Annotated in this window: 15 protein-coding genes and 1 tRNA gene; 10 read left to right on the top strand and 6 right to left on the bottom strand. The window is 65.6% G+C overall.

Annotated features, from left to right (window positions below):
* From ACS8Y6_RS09820 to dacB, 4 genes are all read right to left on the bottom strand, one after another.
* On the bottom strand, positions 1–1,724 hold a 1,724-nt coding region (locus ACS8Y6_RS09820), incomplete at its 3' end, for a diguanylate cyclase domain-containing protein (protein WP_440855466.1).
* Between the two features lie 9 nt (positions 1,725–1,733).
* A complete protein-coding gene (locus ACS8Y6_RS09815) occupies positions 1,734–3,149 on the bottom strand; it encodes an ATPase domain-containing protein (RefSeq protein WP_440855465.1) in 1,416 nt (471 codons plus the stop codon).
* Between the two features lie 264 nt (positions 3,150–3,413).
* Positions 3,414–3,500, bottom strand: a tRNA-Leu gene (locus tag ACS8Y6_RS09810).
* Positions 3,501–3,561: 61 nt separating this feature from the next.
* The gene (gene dacB / locus ACS8Y6_RS09805; RefSeq protein WP_440855464.1) at positions 3,562–5,058 is read right to left on the bottom strand and encodes a D-alanyl-D-alanine carboxypeptidase/D-alanyl-D-alanine endopeptidase; all 1,497 of its coding nucleotides are present in this window, start codon (positions 5,056–5,058) and stop codon (positions 3,562–3,564) included.
* 199 nt (positions 5,059–5,257) lie between these two features.
* Here dacB and tgt point away from each other — a divergent pair, with 199 nt between their 5' ends.
* The 4 genes from tgt to secF all read left to right on the top strand — a co-directional run bounded on the left by tgt (position 5,258) and on the right by secF (position 9,689).
* Positions 5,258–6,397 carry a tRNA guanosine(34) transglycosylase Tgt gene (gene tgt, locus ACS8Y6_RS09800; protein WP_440855463.1) on the top strand — a complete coding sequence of 380 codons (1,140 nt, stop codon included), beginning with the start codon at positions 5,258–5,260 and terminating at the stop codon, positions 6,395–6,397.
* Positions 6,398–6,505: 108 nt separating this feature from the next.
* Positions 6,506–6,835, top strand: coding sequence for a preprotein translocase subunit YajC (gene yajC, locus ACS8Y6_RS09795; RefSeq protein WP_109995016.1), 330 nt, complete (start codon positions 6,506–6,508; stop codon positions 6,833–6,835).
* Between the two features lie 45 nt (positions 6,836–6,880).
* Positions 6,881–8,734: a protein translocase subunit SecD gene (gene secD / locus ACS8Y6_RS09790; protein WP_440855462.1), complete on the top strand. Its 1,854-nt coding sequence runs from the start codon at positions 6,881–6,883 to the stop codon at positions 8,732–8,734.
* Between the two features lie 10 nt (positions 8,735–8,744).
* Positions 8,745–9,689: a protein translocase subunit SecF gene (gene secF, locus ACS8Y6_RS09785; protein WP_440850262.1), complete on the top strand. Its 945-nt coding sequence runs from the start codon at positions 8,745–8,747 to the stop codon at positions 9,687–9,689.
* Positions 9,690–9,754: 65 nt separating this feature from the next.
* Here secF and ACS8Y6_RS09780 read toward each other — a convergent pair whose 3' ends face one another.
* Both ACS8Y6_RS09780 and ACS8Y6_RS09775 read right to left on the bottom strand, forming a co-directional pair.
* Positions 9,755–10,120, bottom strand: coding sequence for a hypothetical protein (locus ACS8Y6_RS09780; RefSeq protein WP_440855461.1), 366 nt, complete (start codon positions 10,118–10,120; stop codon positions 9,755–9,757).
* Positions 10,121–10,396: 276 nt separating this feature from the next.
* Positions 10,397–11,191, bottom strand: a complete 795-nt coding sequence (locus ACS8Y6_RS09775; protein ID WP_109995012.1) for an inositol monophosphatase family protein — start codon at positions 11,189–11,191, stop codon at positions 10,397–10,399.
* Positions 11,192–11,260: 69 nt separating this feature from the next.
* On the opposite strand from ACS8Y6_RS09775, the gene ACS8Y6_RS09770 reads away from it, so the two are divergent.
* The 6 genes from ACS8Y6_RS09770 (at position 11,261) to ndk (ending at position 15,416) form a co-directional block, all read left to right on the top strand.
* Positions 11,261–12,046 carry an RNA methyltransferase gene (locus ACS8Y6_RS09770; RefSeq protein ID WP_440850265.1) on the top strand — a complete coding sequence of 262 codons (786 nt, stop codon included), beginning with the start codon at positions 11,261–11,263 and terminating at the stop codon, positions 12,044–12,046.
* Between the two features lie 147 nt (positions 12,047–12,193).
* Positions 12,194–12,925: a serine O-acetyltransferase gene (gene cysE / locus ACS8Y6_RS09765; RefSeq protein WP_440850266.1), complete on the top strand. Its 732-nt coding sequence runs from the start codon at positions 12,194–12,196 to the stop codon at positions 12,923–12,925.
* Between the two features lies 1 nt (position 12,926).
* Positions 12,927–14,093 (top strand): cysteine desulfurase family protein, encoded by a 1,167-nt coding sequence (locus ACS8Y6_RS09760; protein WP_440855460.1) that lies wholly within the window; start codon positions 12,927–12,929, stop codon positions 14,091–14,093.
* Positions 14,094–14,098: 5 nt separating this feature from the next.
* Positions 14,099–14,467 (top strand): iron-sulfur cluster assembly scaffold protein, encoded by a 369-nt coding sequence (locus ACS8Y6_RS09755; RefSeq protein ID WP_440855459.1) that lies wholly within the window; start codon positions 14,099–14,101, stop codon positions 14,465–14,467.
* Between the two features lie 4 nt (positions 14,468–14,471).
* Positions 14,472–14,819: a HesB/IscA family protein gene (locus ACS8Y6_RS09750; protein ID WP_440850269.1), complete on the top strand. Its 348-nt coding sequence runs from the start codon at positions 14,472–14,474 to the stop codon at positions 14,817–14,819.
* A gap of 171 nt (positions 14,820–14,990) precedes the next feature.
* A complete protein-coding gene (ndk, locus tag ACS8Y6_RS09745) occupies positions 14,991–15,416 on the top strand; it encodes a nucleoside-diphosphate kinase (protein ID WP_440850270.1) in 426 nt (141 codons plus the stop codon).
* The last annotated feature ends 6 nt before the right edge of the window (positions 15,417–15,422 follow it).

Genomic DNA, 15,422 nt, shown 5'->3' with positions numbered 1-15,422 from the left:
CCTTCGCTATCCTGCCAGCGCAGCAGGGCCTCCACGCCCACGACCCGTCCGGTCGTGGTCTCCCACAGCGGCTGATAGTGCAGGCTGAATTCTTCGTGCTCCAACGCATGGTGCAAGCGCGCTTCGAGCGTGAAACGCCGCTGGCGCCTCTGCGCCGTCTCCGGGGAATAGAAGGCGATACCGTTGCCGGCCTGTTTGGCCTGGTACATTGCGGTGTCGGCCTGGCTGATCACCGATTCGGGGTCCGCGCTGTAGTAGGGGAACAGGCTGATGCCGATACTCGCACCGATACGGTGGTTGAATCCCTCGATATCGAAAGGACGACGCAGAATCCGGATGATGCGTGTTGCCAGCGTCTCCGCGGCTTCGGCCAGGCGTCGCACGCTCTGTTCAGGGTCCTCGGCGGCAAGCGCACGCCGTGGGTTGTCCATCATGATCGCAATGAACTCATCGCCACCCTGGCGCGTCACCCAGTCCCTCTGACGCAGGGTGCCCTGAATACGCTGACTGACGCTGCGCAGCATGTGATCGCCCGCCACATGCCCCAGCGCATCGTTGACCAGCTTGAAATCGTTGATATCGATGAACAGCACGGCCGCCGCCTTCGGTTTGCCCCCTTGGGCGATTCGCGCCGTGTGATCCTGGTGGAACTGTTGCAGCAGAAAACGCCGGTTGGGCAGCCCCGTGAGCGGATCGTGATAGGCGAGCTGGCGAATCTCATCCGCCTGACGCTCGCGCTCACGCTGCATCTGCAACTTGTCCAGCCCGAACGTGAGGTTCGCGGCCAGACGTTCGAGCAGTTTGCGTACCTCGCCTTCGAAATCGCCGCTGTGCGCCGAGAACACGCTCAACACACCCGGCGGCCCCGCGCTCGGCTTGAGCGGCAGCGCGATCATGGCGCCCAGGCCCCAGGCCCTGATTTCTTCGCGCCAGGGTTCAACGCTGGCGTCCAGGGCGAGGTCGGCGGCGATCTGAGTTTCACCCGTGGTAATGGCACGCCCGGAGGGTCCCTGTCCCCGAGCGGGGGCGCCTACCTCCACTCGAGTGCTTCGGGCAAACTCGGCGGCAGGGCCGGCGATGGCGACTTTTCGGATGTTGCCGGCGCTTTGCGAGCCGGTTTCATCCTCCAGAAAACCGACCCAGGCCAGGGAATATCCCTCGAACTGAGCGATCATGCGGCAGATCGCACCGAGCAATCCCTCCTCGGTGGTCTTGCGCAGCATGATCTCGTTGCAGGCGTGCAGCGTACGCAGCGCTCGGCTCAGTCCGCTGAGCTCCCGACGCGTCGCGTCGTGGGCGAGGTACTGGCGCTGGGAAAGCGCCCGCAGGTGCAGCAGATTGGAAATACGCGCACGCAGTTCAGGACCGGTCGTCGGAAGACGCAGAATATCCTCTATCGAAGATCCCAGCTCTGCCGGTAGCGGTCCCGTCGCGCCTTTATTCTGTGACGCGAGTACCAGCACCGGGAGCACGACCAGCCCGGCTTCTTCGCGTCGCCGCATGATCGGCTCGCGCAGACGCCGAAACGATAACGCATCGACGATGAGCAGATCCAGCCTGACGGAATCCAGCCCGTCGTCCTGCTGCAGGCGGATCAGGGTCAGGCCATCGTCCGGTGCCAGCAGCCGCGCAAGCAGCCGGTAATCGCCATCCGAGCGGATGGCCACGCCGACCCGTGCCCCGGTGTCTTCCGTCGCTGACGCTACGCCAGAGTCTGGTGTCATCCGCAGACCCTACGCGTTGTCCAGCAACTCAGGCATGCCGCTGATGATGCCGCGCATCCCTTTGATGGGGGCGCCCACGCTGAGGCCGTTACGGGTGATGTTGAAATGGCGCAGCGTCTTCTCGAAATCGCCGGTACGCTTCTTGAGGGTGCCGATGGTCTTGCGCAACTCGCCGTCAAGCTCCATGTAGCGCAGCATGAGCACGGCGTCCGCCAGATAGCTGATACCGTATTCACTCACGCGGACCTCGCCGCCGGCTATGGCGCTGATCTCGTTGATCAGCAGCACGGTGACGCCCATATTCGAAAGATACCGGCAAAGCGCATGGATATGCGGCGTGATGTCCCGGCCGCGTACGGACTGACGATAGCCCGAGAGGCTGTCGAGCATGACCATTCGGACGCCGCGTTCTTCCACCTCGCGCTGGACGCTGCAGGCGAATTCCTCGGGCATGTACCGCAACGGCTCGATCTCTCGAACCGCGAGCGTACCGGTGTCGATCATCTGGCTTATCGGGATGCCGATCTGCTCGCAACGATGGCTGAGGGTGCCGACCCGCTCCTCGAAGGTGAAGATGACCGAGCGCTCCCCCCGGCGCGCTGCCTCGCCCATCACATGGGCCCCGAGCGATGTCTTGCCGACACCCGATGGCCCGGAGACCAGGGTGACGGTGCCCCGTTGCAATCCGCCCCCGGTCAGCGCATCGAGTTCGGCCAGCCCGAAAGGAATCGTCTCGGCGACAAACGTCTGCTGGTGGTCCTCGGGAACCAGGCGCGGATAGACCTGCATCCCGTGGCTATCGAGGCGCACGGCATGCCGGCCTTCGGCAAAACCCGCGCCGCGGCGCTTGACGATATGCAGTGCTCGCCCGTCCGGGCCCTGCTCGAGCTTCAGGATGCCGTCCCCCAGGTATTGCAGGTCGTCATCCGCCGCCGAGCCCTGTTCAGCCGTGAAAACGACGGTCGCACCGGCAGCCGTGAGGTATTGCAGCAACGCCATGACCTGCTTACGGAACTGGAAGGCATCGGGCACGAGGTGGCGGAACTGGCTCAGAGCATCAATGAATATGCGCTGCGGCAGGCCATCCGGGCAGACCGAATCGATGCGCTCGCGCAGGTCCGGGGCCTCGGCCTCCCAGGGTTCCAGCAATTTGTAACTGGCGTGGTCGCCGTCGGCATGTCCTGGCGTAAGATCGAGCAGCGTGATCGTGGACAGATCCAGGCCGATGCTTTCGGCGTCGGCGCGGATGTCGTCCGCCGCCTCGCCAAGACTGACCAATAGTGCCGGTTCGCCCTGGATCGCAGTCAGGAAATGCAGTCCCAGTGTGGTCTTGCCGCTGCCAGGCCCGCCGGCAACCAGATAAGCGCGACGGGGCACAAAACCACCGTGGAGCACGGCGTCCAGGCCCGCCACGCCGCTCGACACGGGTTGTTTATCCCGACGCGATTTTGGTCCTTTTTGAACGATTTCCGGTCCCGGTTTCACGAAGGCGACTCAGGAATGATAAGCCATGGCAGCGCACCGCAGCGACTTGCCGGTGCGAACATGCACGCCGATCAATCGATCAGCGCCTGGATTCGGGTCGCAACCCGCGCAACGCCTTGTCTGCCTGCTTGCAGTCGATGTGCCGGCTACAGCGCCACACCATGAAGATTACGATTGTGGGCAGAGGACAGCGCTTTTGAATCGTGGTGCCCGGGGCGAGACTCGAACTCGCACTTTGTTTCCAAAATCGGATTTTGAATCCGACGCGTCTACCAGTTCCGCCACCCGGGCGCAGCGAGTGCGGAGTATACCTGCGAGCGGCGGTGCGAGGAAAGCGTGTCGCCCGGGCGCCTCAATGTCGAGCCAGGATGCCTTCCAGATCGTCCTGGTAGGCCATCACGGTCTGGCGATAGGTCAGGTGCGGGTCGGATCTGGTCCCGTTGATCACGATGCCGTATGCCGCGAATCCGCCATCGGCGAGGCGAAAATAGCCGGCCAGGGCGCGCACGGTGACCGGGTCGCTGAGCGTGCCGGTCTTGGCGACCAGTCGCGTCTCGAAGTCGGCATTGCCGCGTTTGAGTGTTTTCGACGGGGCCGAGGCCGGCACCGGCAGGCTGCCGTAGAACGCGGGGAACAGGGCGTTCTGGTGGAACATGTAAGCGAGCAGGGAGACGAGGTCGCGGGCGGAGACACGGTTGCCCAGCGACAGCCCGCTGCCGCTGTCGAAGATCGCGTGACCGGCCGCGGCCTTGGGGTAGACGAATGCGTTGGCGCGCGCCGACAGGGCTTCGAGCGCCTGCGACGCGCGCGGCAGCGACAACGGGCGGCTCTGACCACTGTTCGCGGCGACGTCGAGCGTCAATGTGTCGGCCATGTAATTGTTCGAATACGCCATCATCGGAATCAGCTGCTCGGCCAGCGATGCGCTTTGCACCCGCGCCAGCGTGGTGCCGTCCGCGTTGACATTGCCGCTGCGGGTGGTGACCGTGCCGGCGACAGGGATGCCCGCGTTGGCCAGCATCGCAGACAACACCCTCGCCGTTTCTGCTGCGGCGCCGGTTACCGCGCGCTGGAAGTCGTAGGGGCCGTGCCCGGTCGCCAGTGTGCCGCGGATGTGCAGCGTGGAGCGGTGGCCGTCGTAGGTGCGCCAGGCCATCAGGCCGGTCTTGGCGCCGGCGGCGACCGTCTTGACCTGATTGTCGATACGGTAGCCCGGCAGATCTTCGGGGTGCAGCACGGCGCGGGTTGGCGCGCCGGCGGTGTTGCCCGGGTAGACCGTCGCCATGACGGTGCCGAAGTTCACGCCGGCCGACGACAGCGGGGCGCTATAGGCGTGCGAGGCGCGTTCGTGGGCGTCGCAGCGGTCCTGGGTCAGGCACGGTACCTTCCCCCAAAGGCCCTGGTCGATCACGAGATTGCCGCTGACCTTGTCCACGCCGCGGGCCTTGAGCCGCATCACCAGTTCGTGCAGACGCCGGTTGTCCAGCGACGGGTCGCCGCCGCCGACGAACACGAGATCGCCGTTGAGCGTGCCATGACTGATGGCCCCGTGACTGGCGAAGCGCGAGGTGAAGCGATGGGCCGGGCCGAACTGCTGCAATGCCGCCGAGGCTGAAAACAATTTGCTGACCGAGGCCGGGCGCAGCCGTTCGTCGGGGTTCAGCGCAGCGATCGGCTGCATGTCGCGTAGACGGACCACGAACGCGCTGACTCGGGCATGCTGCGCCAGCGCACGGAGATCGGGCAGGGCGGCACGGCCGGCGCCGGCCGCGGTCGCGATGGAACTCCACAGCAGGACAGTCGCGAACAGGGTCGCGGCGAGGCCGGATGAGCGAGCGATGGGCGGCATGGAACGACCTGTTCTGCGATGGCGATGGCGGCGGTGGCGGCCCAGTCTAGACACAGCATTGTGCCCGGCTCAATCGAAGATGCGATCACCGGGGCCCGGCATTGAATCACGTCAACCGCGATGCGACGGCGTCCGCATCAGCCGCGCCGGTCGACGCGCCGGTCGACGCGCCGGGCGCGCGTGTCTAAACTGCGCCGCCATGATCTACGAAGCTCTGGGCCGGGACGGCGATGCGCGCCGCGGCCGCCTGCATCTGCCGCACGGCACGGTCGAAACACCGGCCTTCATGCCGGTCGGGACCTATGGCACCGTCAAGGGCATGACGCCCGAGGAGCTGACGGCGCTTGGCGCCGAGATCGTGCTCGGCAATACCTATCACCTGATGCTGCGCCCCGGTACCGAGATCGTCGGCGCGCATGGCGGCCTGCATCGCTTCATGCACTGGGAGCGGCCGATCCTGACCGATTCCGGCGGCTTCCAGGTCTGGTCGCTGGCCGAGATGCGTAAACTGGGCGAGGACGGCGTGGCATTCCGGTCGCCGCTCGACGGCTCGCGCCAGTATCTTTCCCCGGAGCGTTCGATCGAGGTCCAGCATGCGCTGAACGCCGATATCGTCATGTGCCTGGATGAATGCACCGACTATCCGGTGCCCAAGGCCGACGCCGCCCAGTCGATGCAGCTGTCGATGCGTTGGGCCGCGCGCTGTCGTGAAGCGCACGGCGAGTCCGGCAACAAGCTGTTCGGCATCAACCAGGGCAGTGTATTCGCGGATCTACGCGCCGAATCCATGGCCGCGCTGGTGGATATCGGCTTCGACGGCTATGCCATCGGCGGCGTTTCGGTGGGCGAAGGCTGGGACGACAAGGCTGCGGTGCTGGAAGGCGTGCTGCCGAAAACACCGGCCGATGCGCCGCGCTATCTGATGGGGGTTGGCACGCCGGCCGATCTGGTCGCGTCCGTGGCCTATGGCATCGACATGTTCGATTGCGTCATGCCCACGCGCAACGCGCGCAACGGCTACCTGTTCACCCACGAGGGTGTGCTCAAGATCAAGAACGCCGTGTACAAGCACGATACGGCGCCGCTGGATGCGGCCTGTGACTGTTATACCTGCCGGCACTACAGCCGGGCCTATCTGCATCACCTGTTCCGCTGTGGCGAGATTCTGGCGTCGCGTTTGAACACCTGGCACAACCTGGCTTACTACCAAAGATTGATGCAGCGGATCCGCGCGGCGATCGAGGCGGGCGACTACGCGGCCTTCATGCGCGATTTCTTCACCGGGGCGGAAGGCCACGGAACACCACAGGCCGCCCATGGCGGATATGGTGGCGGCTGACACCGTGCATCGGCGGCCCGGGTAGTCGGGCGGCAACAAACCCTATGGCATACTGTGCGGCTTGTTTGCGGCGCAGTCCGCGTAACCTGAGGACGAGGGCTTTTTATTATGGATTTTCTGATTCCCGTTGCACACGCCGCGGGCGGTGGTGCCGAAGGCGGCAGCGCCATCTATTCGATCGGCATGATCGTGGTTTTCTTCGCGATCATGTTCTTCCTGGTGATCCGTCCGCAGATGAAGCGGCAGAAGGAACACAAGAAGCTGATCGAGAGTCTGTCGAAAGGCAGCGAGATCGTCACCGCCGGCGGCGTGGCCGGCCGCATTCGCGAGGTCGGCGAGAATTTCCTGGTCGTGGAAGTGGCCAAGGATGTGGAGATCCGCGTTCAGAAGTCGTCCGTCACCAGCGTGGTGCCCAAGGGCACGATGGATTCGCTGTAAGTTCGCTCGGCGAGCGACCTGCGTTTTGCGATTGATCGGGGCCTTATGAACCGTTATCCGCTGTGGAAATATTTTCTGCTCGTCGTCGTGCTGGTCGTCGGCGTACTGTATGCGTTGCCCAACCTGTTCGGCGAACAGCCGGCGGTGCAGGTCTCCAAGGCCAACGGCAATGCCGCGACCCGGCAGCTCGAGAGCCGCGTCAAGAGCATTCTGTCCAACGCGGACATGGCAGCCCAGACCGTCACGCTCAACGACGGCCGCCTGCTGGCGCGTTACGGCGGTACCGACGCCCAGCTCAAGGCGGCCGGTGTCCTCAAGCGCAAGCTGGGCGATAACTACACAGTGGCGCTCAATCTGGCGCCCTCCACGCCGGCCTGGCTGCGGGCGATCAAGGCCCGGCCCATGTCGCTGGGCCTGGATTTGCGCGGGGGCGTGCACTTCCTGCTCCAGGTCGATATGGATACGGTGTTCAAGAACACCTACGATCGCTATGCCCGCGATGTGCCGCACTACCTGCGCAACCATTCGATCCGCTACCAGCGCGCCTACCGCGACGGTGACTCGGTCAAGCTCGTGTTTCCCGGCGCCGCGGCCATGCACCAGGCCAAGAACGCGTTGCCGAGCCAGTTCAACAACCTGCAGTTCAAGCAGGCGCCGAACGCGGACAACACGCTGGTCGCGACGCTCACCGACAGCCGCGCCCAGCATATCCGCAACTTCGCGCTCGAGCAGAACCTCACCACGCTGCGCAACCGCGTCAACGAACTCGGTGTGTCCCAGCCGCTGGTGCAGCGCCAGGGGCAGGACCGCATCGTGGTCGAGCTGCCGGGCGTGCAGGACACGGCCCAGGCCAAGCGTCTGCTCGGCAAGACCGCGACACTGCAGTATCGCCTGGTGGATCAGAAGCATGATGCGCAGCAGGCCGCCAAAACGGGCAATATTCCGTCCGGCGATCAGCTGTACCACACCAAAAACGGTCAGCCGATCCTGCTCAAGGATGACGTCATCGCATCGGGCGACCAGATCGTCGATGCCTCGGCCGGCTTCGATCAGAAAACCAACCAGCCGGCCGTTTTCGTGACACTCGACGGCCAGGCGGCCAGCAAGATGTTCAACGTGACCTCATCGCACGTCGGTGATCCGATGGCGGTGCTCTACACCGAGACTCGCCTGGAGACGCATTACAAGAACGGCAAGAGGGTCACCACCCAGCACAAGGATCAGCGGGTGATCAGTGTGGCCAACATCCAGAGTGCGTTCGGCAAGCGCTTCCAGACCACGGGACTGCAGCGGGGCGAGGCACACGATCTCGCGCTGTTGCTGCGTGCCGGCGCCCTGGCCGCACCGGTGAATATCGTATCCGAGCGCACCATCGGCCCGAGCCTGGGCGCCGACAATATTGCCGAGGGTGAACGCGCGGTGGTGGTCGGTTTTCTGGTGGTGGTCGCCTTCATGGCGATCTACTACGGCATATTCGGTTTGATTGCGGATCTGGCGCTGTTCATGAATCTGGTGCTGGTGATAGCCGCGCTGTCGATCATGCAGGCCACGCTCACGCTGCCGGGCATTGCCGGTATCGTGCTGACGATCGGCATGGCGGTGGACGCCAACGTGCTGATCTTCGAGCGCATACGCGAAGAGCTGGATGCGGGCAACACGCCGCAGTCGGCGATCAAGAGCGGCTATGACAAAGCCTTCAGTTCGATCTTCGATGCCAATATCACGACGCTGATCGCGGCCCTCATGCTGTTCGGCTTCGGTACCGGCCCGGTCAAGGGCTTCGCGGTGACGCTCAGCCTGGGCATCGTGACTTCGATGTTCACTGCCATTATCGGTACGCGCGCGATCGTCAATCTGACGTACGGCCGCCGCAAGCGGCTCAAAAAGCTCTCGATCTAGGACCCGTGCTATGCGTCTGATCAAGTCCAACACCTCGATCGATTTCATCGGCAAGGGCCGATATGCGGTGATCGTGTCCGCGATCGTGCTGCTGGTGTCCTGTGTATCGCTGGGCGTCGGTAAGTTGTCGTTCGGTATCGATTTCACCGGCGGTGTCGTCGTGCACGTGCAATACCCGCACGAGGTCAGCCTGAACAAGGTGCGCAGTGCGCTCAGCGCGGCCGGGTACGCGCAGCCCACGGTTCAGCACTTCGGCAGCGCCGAGACCGCGCTGATTCGTCTGCCGGCCTCGGCCGGGCAGAAGAAGGCGGCCTCGGTCGGCGGCAAGGTGATGGATGCGCTCAAATCCGGGCCGCCGGGCGCGCAGCTGCAATCGGTGGAGTTCGTCGGCCCGCAGGTCGGTAGCGAGCTGGTCAACAAGGGCGCGCTGGCGCTGCTCTACACCGTGATCGCGATTCTCATCTATGTGATCTTCCGCTTTCACTGGAAACTCGCCACCGGCGCCGTGGCCGCGCTGGTGCACGATATCGTCGTCACGCTCGGCGTGTTTTCGCTCACGCACATGGATTTCGATCTGACCGTGCTGGCCGCGCTGCTGGCCGTGCTCGGCTACTCGCTCAACGATACCATCGTGGTCTACGACCGCATCCGCGAGAACTTCCGCCGCATGCGCAAGGCCACGCCGAAGGAAGTCGCCAATGCCGCCATCAACCAGACGCTGGCGCGTACGCTGATGACCTCCGGCACCACGCTGATGACGCTGCTGGCGCTGTTCTTCCTCGGCGGCCCGGTCATCCACGGCTTCGCTGCGGCGCTGTTGGTGGGTATCATCACCGGCACCTACTCGTCGATTTTCGTGGCCAGCGCGCTGGCGCTGTACTTCAAGCTCAATGCCCAGGACCTGTTCCCGCCCAAGGAAGAGGACGCAGCGAAGGCCGCCAAGGTTACGCGCTGATCGGTACGCCGCCCGGCGGACGGCGCGCGGGCACCCAGGAGGGGCCGTCATCGACGGCCCAGCGGCTATCTCCATGTGGCGTGGATGTACGCCGGCATGTCGGCATCAATGGCCGGGTCGCCGTGGCGGATGCCATCGGGGCAGGACTCGGCCCGGCGCTGGGCGCGCCCGGTCGTGTCGGCGCCCGCGGTGGCGGCGATATAGGCCGGCGTCATATGCATGCCGGCGGAAATGCCGGCCCAGATCCCGATGTTCTCGTCGCGAACATCACGTTGCTCGACGACCTGAACGGCTTCGTCGCCGGCCAGTCGATCGAGCGAAGCGTAGTTGGGGCGGCCTTCGAGCAGGCCGGCGCCGACCGGAATCAGCGCCCTGGTGCACACCGACAGCAGCGGCGCACGCGCGGGATGCGCGCGCACCAACGCCAGCATGGCCGGGCACGAGCAATGCATCGAACGCGGCGTCGCCCGGCAGCAGCCGGAGGCCCTTGGCGCAGCGGATGCCGTCCGTGCGCTGGCCGACCAGCATGCGTTCGCTCGGCCCTGCGCCGGGTTGGCCCGAACGCCGATCAGTTCCCGGCGGCCGAGCCGGTCAAGCCCTTCATGGGTCGTCAAAGACGAGAAATCCGAATCGCATGCCGGTCGCGCCGTGCTGAATGACGCGGGCCGCATCCGGACGGGCGCGGGCTGGGCCAGGACGTGCCGCGATCAGCGCCCGCCGCGCGGGGTTTTCACGATCTTGTCGAGCATCTGCGGGTAGAGCTTGGGGTTGGTCGCGAGGATATTGCCGGTCTCCAGCGGATCAGCGTCGTTGTCGTGCGCATCGGATGCGATGCCGCCGGCGGCGCGGACCATGAGCATGCCGGCGGCCAGATCCCAGGCCGACAGCCCGATTTCCCAGTAGCCGTCGAGCCGGCCGGCCGCCACATAGGCCAGGTCGAGCGCGGCGGACCCGGAGTGCCGCATGTGCCCGCAGGCCGACAGCATGCGGTTGTACAGCGGCAGATAAGTCGTGATATCGCCCTGACGGCGGTAGGCGAAACCGGTGGACAGCATCGATTCACGCAGGCGTACCGTGTTCGACACGCGCATCCGGTGGCCGTCGACGCTCGCCCCCTTGCCACGCTCGGCGATGAACAGCTCGTCCTTGACCGGGTCGTAGATCACGCCGTGCTCGACCACGCCGTTGACGCGACAGCCGATCGACACGCAGAAATGCGGAATGCCGCGCATGAAGTTCATGGTGCCGTCGATCGGGTCGATCACCCAGACCGTGTCCGAGTCGCCGGTCTCGCCCGATTCCTCGGCCAGAAACGCATGCCCCGGGTAGTTGCGCCGGATGGTGTCGATGATTGTGGCTTCGGCGCGCTGGTCGGCCTCGGTCACGAAATCGTTCTCGGCTTTCCGGGTCACCTGGCCGGTATCGCCGCGGCGGTAGTAGGACAGGATGACGTCACCGGCACGCCGCGCGGCGGTGACTGCGATATTGGTCAGGGGTTGCATGAAGCGGGCGCCTAAAAAGAAGCTAGCGTAACATTAGCGCTCTGTTTTTCCCCGCTGCCACGTCCCTTGATGAGCGATTCCGCGCCCCAGAACCCGAGGCCCGACGCGGCCGTGCTATCCCGCCTGCGCATCGTACTCGTGGGCGCGCAGCATCCCGGCAATATCGGTGCGGCAGCACGCGCAATGAAGGTTATGGGCTTGTCGGACCTGGCTCTGGTCGCGCCCGAGCGTTATCCGGACCCCGAGGCCACCGCGCGCGCCTCCGGGGCCGACGATGTGCTGGCTGGTGCGCATCGGCACGACACGCTGGATCAGGCGCTGGCGGATTGTGTGCTGACCATCGGCACGAGCGCTCGCAGTCGTCGAACCCAGTGGCCGTTGATCGATGCACGCGCCGCGGCCGTGCGCGCGGTCGCGGCCACCGCCAACGGGCCGGTGGCGCTGGTATTCGGGCGTGAACGCTCCGGACTGAACAACGCCGAACTGGATCGTTGCCAGCTGCATCTTCAGGTGCCGACCAATCCCGAGTACAGCTCGCTCAATCTGGCGGCGGCGGTGCAGGTCGTGGCTTATGAGTTGCGTGTGGCCAGCGGTCACGGCATCGCCGCGGGCGAGGTGCACGTGCCGGTTCCGGCCGCCGATATGGAAGGCCTGTTCCAGCACTGGCACGATGTGCTGGTCGCTGCGGGGTTTCTCGATCCGAGCGAGCCGCGCATCCTCATGCGGCGGCTGCGGCGGCTGTTCAATCGCGCCGCGCCGGATCGCATCGAGACCAACATCCTGCGCGGCGCGCTGCGCGCGCTGGATCCGCGTCGTCTGCCCAACCGCAAGCCGGGCGCGGGCGACGATCGATAGCGCGTGCCGCCCACTGGACGTGGGCGCTACACTTGATCCTGGCGTTTTCGGCCCGAAATAGTCGTCTACGTTTGGTCCATGCGCGCCATGGCGCGCCGGCGACAGGCCGCGCGCCCCTATCCGCGGCGCCACGTTTGGGGTTAGCCGATGTTTGCTCGCTTTAAGGAAGATCTGGATACGGTATTCGAGCGCGACCCGGCGGCCCGCAGCGTATGGGAAGTCATCTTCACCTATCCCGGGCTGCATGCGATCTGGTGGCATCGCGTTGCCCACTGGTGCTGGAACCACGGCATGAAATGGATCGCACGATTCATTTCGCATCTGTCGCGCTGGGTCACGGGCATCGAGATTCATCCCGGTGCCGTGATCGGGCGTCGGTTTTTCATCGACCATGGCTTCGGTGTCACGATCGGCGAGACCACCATCATTGGCGACGATTGCACGATCTATCAGGGCGTGACCCTGGGGGGCACCAGCTGGAGCCCGGGCAAGCGTCATCCGACGCTCGAGAACGATGTGGTCGTCGGCGCCGGTGCCAAGGTGCTCGGGCCGTTCACGGTGGGCCAGGGCGCACGTATCGGGTCGAACGCTGTCGTGGTCAAGGAAGTCCCGCCCGGCTGCACCGCCGTGGGCGTGCCGGCCAAGCTGGTCAAGTGCAAGGACGGCACGCCCGAGGACCGGCGCAAGGAAACCGCGGATCGGATCGGTTTCTCGATGTATGGCGTGACCCAGGACATGCCCGATCCGGTCGCGCGCGGCATCGACGCCATGCTCGATCACATCGATGCGCTGGAGCGGCGGCAGGACGAGTTGGAACAACTCACCCGGCGGCTCGGCGCGCGTCTTGACGAAAAGCACCCGGAAACCGATCACGTCTGATATGCGCGCCGCGATCTATCTCGACCATGCGGCCACCGCGCCGCTGGCGCCGGGCGTGGCCGAGGCCATGCACGAGGCGCTGGTGGACGCCGCCGGCAATCCGTCGTCGCCGCACCCGCCGGGACGGCGCGCCCGGGCGCGGGTGGACGCCGCCGGCGAGACGCTGGCCGCGCTGATCGGCGCCGAACCGCGCGAGATCGTCTGGACCTCCGGTGCGACCGAATCGTCGAATCTGGCGCTGCGCGGCGTGGCCGAGTTCGTGGGCGACGGTGCGCGCATCGTTTCCGTCGTGACCGAGCACCCGGCCACCCGCGACACGCTCGGTGTGCTTGCGAAAAAAGGGGTGACGGTCGACTGGCTGCCGGTCGACGAGGGCGGCGCGATCGACGCGGGCGAGCTGGCGGCCGCCCTGGCGCAGGGCCCGGATCTGGTTTCGGTCATGCACGTCAACAACGAAACCGGCGTGATCCACGATATTCCGGCGATCGCCGAGCAATGCGCGGCAGCCGGCGTCGCCCTGCATGTGGACGCGGCGCAAAGCCTGGCGCGGCTCGCGATCGACGTGAGGCGGACGCCGATCGCGCTGATGTCGTTGTCGGCGCACAAGATCGGCGGCCCGAAGGGCGTCGGCGCGCTGTATATCCGTCGGCGCGTGCCGCGCATCGGGCTTGTGCCCCAGGTCATCGGCGGCGGACAGCAGCGCGGCCTGCGCGCCGGCACGCTGCCCACGCACCAGATTGCCGGTTTTGGCGCGGCGGCGGCACATGCGGCACGGCACGGCGTGGCGGCACAGCCGGCATGGGCGCGCCTGCGCGACGCATTGTGGGACGCCATCGTGCCCGTCGGCGGCCTGTATCGCAACGGGCGCCCGGAACACACCGCGGCGCCGTTTCTGAGCGTGAGCGTGAGCGGCGTGCACGGCGCGGCGCTGGTGGCGGGGCTCAACGAAGGTGAGCCCGAGCTTGCGGTATCGGCCGGCGCGGCCTGCAGTGCGGCCAAGGGCGAGTCCTCGCATGTGGCCCGTGCCATGGGCCGCTCGCCCCGCGAAGCGGCCGCGACCATTCGTTTTTCCCTGGGCCCCGGGGTGGATGACGCGGCCATTGCGGCGGCGGGGCAGCGGTTCACGGACGAAGTGACGCGGCTGCGTGCGCTGGCCGCGGCGGTTTGAATCGCATGCTGGCCAGCGAAACGATCATGGCACGTTTTCTGCGCCCGGCCCGGGCCGTCGCGCCGGAAACAGCCGCGGGCTGGCCGGCCAGCGGCGCCGCCGAAACGCCCGGCGAGGACGCGCGTTGCCGCGTGTTCCTGGCGCGCGACGACGCCGCCCGGCTGCGCGCGGCGTTCGCGGCGTTCGGCCCGCCGGTGGTCGTGGCCTGTGCCGACTGGGTCTGTGAACAGGTGACTGGCCAGACGGCCGAATTTGCGCGTATTCTTACATTGGCCGATGTCGAGAAGGCGTTGGCTCTGACGCCGACACAGCGATACGCTGGGTTGGTGGCGATCGACGCGTTGGCCAACGCGATGATCAATCTGGGACGATAGCGTTATGAGCGAAACAACACTGCAAACCGAAGGTCTGGTGCTGACCGAAGCCGCCGCGGCGCGGATCCGGTATCAGCTTGAAAAACGCGGACATGGTCTGGGTCTGCGCCTGGGTGTCCGCAAGTCCGGCTGCAGCGGTTACATGTACACCATGGACTATGCCGACGAGATCGACGACGACGACGATGTTTTCGAGGGCCATGGGGCGCGTGTGGTGGTGGCCCGCAAGCATATGCAGGTACTCGCGGGCACGATCGTCGATTTCCGTTCCGAAGGCCTGAACCGCATGTTCCGGTTCGACAATCCGCGGGCCAGGAACGCCTGCGGCTGTGGCGAGTCGTTCATGGTGTAGTGGCCGGGCGGGCGCCGGGCGTTCGCGCGGTCCGGCGTTCGCCATCGATTCGATTCGTTCGATACCCTGACAGGGCACGCGTGTCCGCGATACAATGCGAGGTTATCCGCGCGCACATGCATCATGCGTGCGGCGTATATCATCCATCGTATTGTTTCAGTAGGAGAATCCATGGCCGTCGAGCGCACCCTGTCGATCATCAAACCCGACGCAGTCGCCAAGAACGTGATCGGTGAGATTTATCGCCGTTTCGAGAATGCCGATCTCAAGATCATCGGCGCCCGCATGATGCAGCTGTCGCGGGAAGATGCCGAGCAGTTCTACGCCGTGCATTCCGAGCGCCCGTTTTTCAACGCGCTGGTCGAGTTCATGATCTCCGGCCCGGTCATGGTCCAGGTTCTGGAAGGCGAGAACGCCATCGCCAGGAACCGCGACCTGATGGGCGCGACCAACCCGAAGGAAGCCGAGGCCGGCACCATCCGCGGCGATTTCGCCGATTCCATCGACGCCAACGCCGTACACGGCTCGGACGGCCAGGACACCGCCGCGACCGAGATCGATTTCTTCTTCGGCCAGGGCGGCCTCTGCCCGCGCTAGGCGCAG

Origin of the sequence: Salinisphaera sp. RV14 (assembly GCF_052044135.1) — a bacterium.
In the GTDB taxonomy this organism is placed as follows: Bacteria; Pseudomonadota; Gammaproteobacteria; order Nevskiales; family Salinisphaeraceae; genus Salinisphaera.
Note: the sequence above shows the minus strand (reverse complement) of the source record. Positions and strands in the feature narration are given on the sequence as shown.

Coding starts and splice junctions, on each gene's coding strand:
- ACS8Y6_RS09775 (WP_109995012.1), bottom strand. CDS start 11,191: ATGCAACCCCTGACCAATATCGCAGTCACCGCCGCGCGGCGTGCCGGT.
- ACS8Y6_RS09750 (WP_440850269.1), top strand. CDS start 14,472: ATGAGCGAAACAACACTGCAAACCGAAGGTCTGGTGCTGACCGAAGCC.
- yajC (WP_109995016.1), top strand. CDS start 6,506: ATGGATTTTCTGATTCCCGTTGCACACGCCGCGGGCGGTGGTGCCGAA.
- ndk (WP_440850270.1), top strand. CDS start 14,991: ATGGCCGTCGAGCGCACCCTGTCGATCATCAAACCCGACGCAGTCGCC.
- secD (WP_440855462.1), top strand. CDS start 6,881: ATGAACCGTTATCCGCTGTGGAAATATTTTCTGCTCGTCGTCGTGCTG.
- ACS8Y6_RS09770 (WP_440850265.1), top strand. CDS start 11,261: ATGAGCGATTCCGCGCCCCAGAACCCGAGGCCCGACGCGGCCGTGCTA.
- tgt (WP_440855463.1), top strand. CDS start 5,258: ATGATCTACGAAGCTCTGGGCCGGGACGGCGATGCGCGCCGCGGCCGC.
- ACS8Y6_RS09760 (WP_440855460.1), top strand. CDS start 12,927: ATGCGCGCCGCGATCTATCTCGACCATGCGGCCACCGCGCCGCTGGCG.
- dacB (WP_440855464.1), bottom strand. CDS start 5,058: ATGCCGCCCATCGCTCGCTCATCCGGCCTCGCCGCGACCCTGTTCGCG.
- secF (WP_440850262.1), top strand. CDS start 8,745: ATGCGTCTGATCAAGTCCAACACCTCGATCGATTTCATCGGCAAGGGC.
- cysE (WP_440850266.1), top strand. CDS start 12,194: ATGTTTGCTCGCTTTAAGGAAGATCTGGATACGGTATTCGAGCGCGAC.
- ACS8Y6_RS09780 (WP_440855461.1), bottom strand. CDS start 10,120: ATGCTGGCGTTGGTGCGCGCGCATCCCGCGCGTGCGCCGCTGCTGTCG.
- ACS8Y6_RS09755 (WP_440855459.1), top strand. CDS start 14,099: ATGCTGGCCAGCGAAACGATCATGGCACGTTTTCTGCGCCCGGCCCGG.